Origin of the sequence: Ancylomarina sp. (genome assembly GCF_041555295.1) — a bacterium.
Lineage (GTDB): Bacteria > Bacteroidota > Bacteroidia > Bacteroidales > Marinifilaceae > Ancylomarina.
In genome coordinates this window covers 1-3,857 of the sequence record NZ_JBFFKR010000295.1, presented here as the reverse complement: position 1 = coordinate 3,857, position 3,857 = coordinate 1, and the positions used below count along the sequence as shown (strand labels likewise).

5 protein-coding genes are annotated in these 3,857 nt (G+C 36.1%); 2 read left to right on the top strand and 3 right to left on the bottom strand.

Annotation, left to right across the window (positions count from 1 at the left end; genetic code table 11):
* Positions 1-9: 9 nt before the first annotated feature.
* Positions 10-162 carry an OST-HTH/LOTUS domain-containing protein gene (locus tag ABY905_RS14875; RefSeq protein WP_372645269.1) on the top strand — a complete coding sequence of 51 codons (153 nt, stop codon included), beginning with the start codon at positions 10-12 and terminating at the stop codon, positions 160-162.
* Between the two features lie 91 nt (positions 163-253).
* Here the strand turns inward: ABY905_RS14875 and ABY905_RS14870 are convergent, their stop codons facing one another.
* From ABY905_RS14870 to ABY905_RS14860, 3 genes are all read right to left on the bottom strand, one after another.
* Positions 254-1,000 carry an acyl-CoA dehydratase activase gene (locus tag ABY905_RS14870; protein WP_372645266.1) on the bottom strand — a complete coding sequence of 249 codons (747 nt, stop codon included), beginning with the start codon at positions 998-1,000 and terminating at the stop codon, positions 254-256.
* Positions 1,001-1,177: 177 nt separating this feature from the next.
* Complete coding sequence (locus tag ABY905_RS14865) at positions 1,178-2,452, bottom strand: double-cubane-cluster-containing anaerobic reductase (protein ID WP_372645264.1); 1,275 nt, start codon at positions 2,450-2,452, stop codon at positions 1,178-1,180.
* Positions 2,453-2,633: 181 nt separating this feature from the next.
* Complete coding sequence (locus ABY905_RS14860) at positions 2,634-3,497, bottom strand: DUF6398 domain-containing protein (RefSeq protein WP_372645261.1); 864 nt, start codon at positions 3,495-3,497, stop codon at positions 2,634-2,636.
* A gap of 109 nt (positions 3,498-3,606) precedes the next feature.
* Here ABY905_RS14860 and ABY905_RS14855 point away from each other — a divergent pair.
* Positions 3,607-3,857, top strand: a 251-nt coding sequence (locus tag ABY905_RS14855; RefSeq protein ID WP_372645259.1) for a hypothetical protein, incomplete at its 3' end; no start/stop codon positions are given.

Sequence of the window (3,857 nt, the reverse complement as noted above, 5' to 3'; positions counted from 1 at the left end):
GGAAATCTTTTGATTAAGAAAAGACCAGATTTTGATCCACGAAATTATGGTTTTGAGAAACTAACCCCCTTAATCAAATCTCTTAAAAAGCATTTTGATATCGACGAGCGTGAGACGGATCGAGCAACAATAAAACATGTGTATATCAGGACGAAAAAATAAGGACATCATGGTCAATTGAAAACTTGCATCGTTAATCTCGATTCAAGTTTTCTTTTTATCAGATAGAAAGATAATATTATGAAGAAGGAAATTAGGATAGCCCAGCTAGAATTGCGGCTCCATGTGCACCTACAAATTGTGGTTTTTCTGGGATAATAATATTTTCACCCAAAGCAACTTGCAAAAGTTGAATCATACAGCTGTTATTAGCAACACCACCAGCAAACATTAATGGCGTGCTTATATTTTGACGGCGAATCATGCCTACTGCACGTCTACAAACCGACTGATGAATAGCCAATGCGATATCACTTCTTTCGCATCCTTTTGCCAATAGCGACGTCACCTCTGATTCGGCAAATACAGCACACATGCTATTAATTTCGATTCCTTCAGTGCCTTCTAAAGCCGCTGGCCCCATTCTTGGTAACTGAAAACCTAATGTAGTGGCCATCATTTCCAGAAATTTACCTGTGCCTGCTGCACACTTATCATTCATTTCAAACTTAACCACTTTGCCCATTTCGTTTATAGAAATGACTTTGGTGTCTTGTCCACCAATATCCAAAACACTTCTAACTCCTGGGAATAATGCCGTTGCACCAGCTCCATAGGCTTTTATTTCTGTAACGGTTTGGTAATCGAAAGCTACCTCTACAATGCTTCGACCATAACCAGTTGCCATTATCTTGTCAAAAGAAATATCCGAAATTAACCCTTTAACTCTCTCTAACGGATTGTGGCCCGAATCTGCTTGCTTGCTATGAATGACGTGCCCATCTTCCAACACAATTAGTTCGATGCTTCTAGAGCCAATATCAATACCTGCTAATTTCATGTGTTTTTAACTTTAATATTTTGCCATTTGTAACTTACCATATAAACATTCCCTTGTGTGCGGAAAGCCTTATACATGGACGTTTTATGGTTTTAGTTTAATTTCTTATTAGGATTGAAACATGAAGAGTGAGAAACAGAATTTGTTTCCCACTCTTGAAATATCAATAAGCTCAAATTATTTAATAATTTCGACAAAAGCTTCCACACGGGTTGATAATTGGCCCATATCTTCTTGACTGTAATCCGTTTCAAGTCGTAAAACCGAAATGTTTTGTTTCTCCAACTCTTTTTCTACTGAGTAAGATTCCATAATATAAGGTTGGCAAAACTGAAGGCCATAATGAATAACACCATCAGCATTATACTGCTGGCTCATTTCCTTGATATGATTAACGCGCTCCTGATTAGGAGTGAATACAGCGCAATCAATTTTAAGATAACGGTCTGTAATAGAATCCATCAATCCATCTAAATTGTCAGCAGAATCGTCTGTTAAATTGCGTTGGCCACGTTCTCCAATACAAGATTCTTCACCGACAATAACGGCTCCAGTTGATTCGATAATTGCAGGAATCTTCCAGTTAGGAATAGCCATAGGGCATCCTGAGATTAGTACTCGCGGGGCTTTAGCAGTTTTTGCACCTTTATTTTCTTTGACAAGCAATTCCAGTTCATCACAAAGAGCATTTACCTTTTCGGTGAAACGAATAGGATTATCAAGAAAGGCAATTTGATTGATCAATAAGGCATCTAAACCTGAAATTGGAGCAGGATCAGCTGCGCGAAGCATTGATAGACGACGTAAAGCTTGTCGCTTTGCATTAACTGTAGCAATACCTTGCTTTAGTGACTCAAGGCTAATGCTTTTTCCTGTCATTTCCTCAAGTTTTTCAACAAAACTCTTAAACTCCTGTTTAAGCATATGTCTAGCCATTGGAGTTTTAGTCTGAGGAAGATCCATTTGATAGAAGTTAGGAACCATATCCTTGAAAATCTCAAATGATTTTTTCTTACCATCACAGGTATTTTCACCAACTATCATATCAGATACCTCCATATAAGGACAAACTTTTCCAAGCTTGAATCCAAAAAAGGATTTAATAAGAGAACAAGTATTACGAGGCAGTACTTTTTCAACTTCTTCTTGAGCAAAATCGGCACCAGCGCATAGACCAACCGCAGTACAACCGGCAGCTAAGACAAGCTCTTCGGGAACGAAAACGCAAAAAGAACCAATAATCTTGCGACCAGCTTCTTGCTCTTCACGCAATTCCTGAATTCTCAAACCATGAGCCTCGCTCATTACAAAATCGAAGTACGACATACCTTCAGGTCGCTTCTCTTGAGCCATGAAAATAGATTGATATGCTTTCCCTAAGTTGTCCAATAGAGCATTGTGATTGTCATGGTTTAAACCAAGTTCAGTCCACATTTGCGTGTAATCTGCCATAATAAAATTTGTTTTTTTTGATTTGGCTGCAAAAGTAGAAAGGTTTTGTACTCATTCCTAAATATAGGGTCTATATTTTAATCATGTAATTCACCATTACATATATATGGTTGTGTGTTCTTTTATTGCTTTAGGATTTTGATCAACTAATAAATAGTGTGTTTTGTTATGAAGAGAAAGGTTAGTTTTGGGAAAAGTCAGGTGGCTTATTCTTGTCTTTAGGACCTAGATCTTCATCAAAGAAATCTTCATCATCAAAATCATCAAGTAATTCGCCGGTAAGATCCATAACATGAGAGGAACTTTTTACGTCGAACCATTGTAAAAATTCCATGAAATTTATCTCAGGGAATTTAGAATCGATATTGATATATCTAGCCAGTTCAATTTTAAATATTTCTTCGAAATTCTCGTGTAGCTCTTTCTCTAAAGAAGATTCTAACTCGATATCAGGGACCAAATAGATATTATAATCTGTCTTTAGAGAAGGAGATAAGTCGTCTATATTAGTTTGAGTTGCAACCCAATCCCAGAACTTTTGTTTAGGGATGATAGTAATGGCACTATAATCAGATTTGGGAATGATAGGACAATCCGGATGTCCAGCTTGCCTTATTATTTCCTCAACATCAGCCTCAGAAACGCCAAATTTTTTAATGATGACTTCCTTTATTTTATCCAGAGGGTTATCATGTTGTGAGGCTTTAATCTGGAATTGTGGGTTGTAAGTGCTTAAATGCAATAAGTCTTGAATTTTTAGAGATTTGTTTTTTACTGTCTTCGGGTTTGTATCAAAGTGATGATTGAATTCTGTATTACTAATGTTGGGATCAGACGTAGAATAAAATAAAAAATTAATGGAACCCACAGCATGTACAATGCTAGCAGCCCAAATATTTTCTTTACCTCTAAGTAGAGGTTCGTCAGGATGCTTATCAAGTTGATTTAATATCTTTAAGGATATCTGATAATATTCCTGACTATTTAAGACTTCGTTGCAGAAATTGTTTATCAGGTCCTTTATAATTTCTATTTTTGAAGACATGTTTTTTGCTTTAGGGCATATTAAATTTAAGAAATATTGACGATATATCACTTTTAATGTGATGAATAATAATTAACTGACTTTTATCATTCCTATATCTATTACAAAAATGAAGATCTCTATTTTAGAACCTATTGGAATTAGTGCTTGCAAATTCACTCAATTGAAACAAGATTTTGATAAACTTGGGCATGAACTTGTTTTCTTCTCTGATCGAAATGAGAATGAGGCTGAATTGATTAAACGTGCCGAGTCCGCTGACGCTATTGTCGTGAGTAATATTCCAATTTCGGCTAATTTTATAGCTAACTGCCCTAATTTATCAATGATATCAGTTGCCTTTACTGGTGTTGATCATAT

Coding starts and splice junctions, on each gene's coding strand:
- ABY905_RS14860 (WP_372645261.1), bottom strand. CDS start 3,497: ATGTCTTCAAAAATAGAAATTATAAAGGACCTGATAAACAATTTCTGC.
- ABY905_RS14865 (WP_372645264.1), bottom strand. CDS start 2,452: ATGGCAGATTACACGCAAATGTGGACTGAACTTGGTTTAAACCATGAC.
- ABY905_RS14870 (WP_372645266.1), bottom strand. CDS start 1,000: ATGAAATTAGCAGGTATTGATATTGGCTCTAGAAGCATCGAACTAATT.